1 protein-coding gene is annotated in these 1,160 nt (G+C 62.3%); it reads right to left on the bottom strand.

The annotated features are described in order from the left end of the window. Positions 1–127 precede the first annotated feature (127 nt). A complete protein-coding gene (locus tag HX846_RS24210) occupies positions 128–1,042 on the bottom strand; it encodes a LysR substrate-binding domain-containing protein (protein WP_173883068.1) in 915 nt (304 codons plus the stop codon). Positions 1,043–1,160: the final 118 nt, after the last annotated feature.

The following is a 1,160-nucleotide window of genomic DNA, read 5'->3' as shown; positions in this document are numbered from 1 at the left end:
TGGACCGTGCCCGCTTTTGATTTGGCTTTTTGCTCTACAACACTCAAGCCGGCCGGTAGGCCGCTGTAAGAGCAGAACCGTCAGCGGCCGTTACCGCAGCAACGGATATGTACTCAAACCCGGCACGCTAAATCGACAACCCCTTGAAGTGCTCCTGCAAAAACTCCACACACGCCCGCAACTTCCCGGAGTAGGCCAGCCGCGTCGGGTACACCGCCCACACGTTGGCGCTCTGGGTGTAGTCGTGCAGCACCTGCACCAGTTTCCCTTGCTCCAGCAGCGGCTTCACATCCCACATCGAACGCAGCAACACGCCGCGCCCGTCCAGGGCCCATTGCAAGACGATCTCGCCGTTATTCGACGACAACGGCCCGCGCACGCGCACGCTGTCCTGCACGCCATCGCGCTCCAGGTGCCAGATGCCAAACGCGTTGTCGCGCTCCTTGAGCACCAGGCAGTCGTGCTGTTCCAGGTCGCTCAAGTGCTGCGGCACACCACGGCGTTCGAGGTAGGCGGGCGCCGCACACAGCACCCGCCGGTTACTCACCAGCCGGCGACCGATGTGTTGCCCGGGGATGTCGTCGCCCACGCGAATCTCCAGGTCGAAACCCTCGCTGACGATATCCACCACCCGGTCGAACAGGTCCAGGCGAATCTCCAGGTCCGGGTATTGTTCGGCCAATAGCGACAAGGCCGGTGCCACATGGTTACGGCCGAAACCGAAGCTGCTGCACAAATGCAGGTGGCCGCGCGGGCTGTCGTGGGCGTCGGAAAGCTCATCGGACAACTGCTGGAAGTCTTCGAGAATCCGCACGGCCCAGCGCTGCACACGCTCGCCATCTTCGGTCAGGGCGATACGGCGGCTGGTGCGGTGCAGCAGGCGGGTGGCGAGGGTGGTTTCGAGAATCTGGATACGCTTGCTGACGTAGGCCGGGGACAAACCCAGCTCGTCGGCAGCCGCAGCGAAGCCGGCCTTGCGGATCACGGTCAGGAAAACCCGCAGGTCTTCAGGTAGGGGCACGGTATCTTTCTTGTTGTTCATCAGAAACAGGCATGGCGGCATGAACCGCCAGAATAGCACCGGTATGGCGAAGGAGTTTCTGTGGTGAGGGAGCTTGCTGTGGCAAGGGAGCTTCTGTGGTGAGGGAGCTTGCTGTGGC

It is taken from the genome of Pseudomonas sp. K5002 (assembly GCF_013386655.1).
Classification (GTDB): domain Bacteria; phylum Pseudomonadota; class Gammaproteobacteria; order Pseudomonadales; family Pseudomonadaceae; genus Aquipseudomonas.
This window is presented reverse-complemented; position numbering and strand designations above follow the sequence as displayed.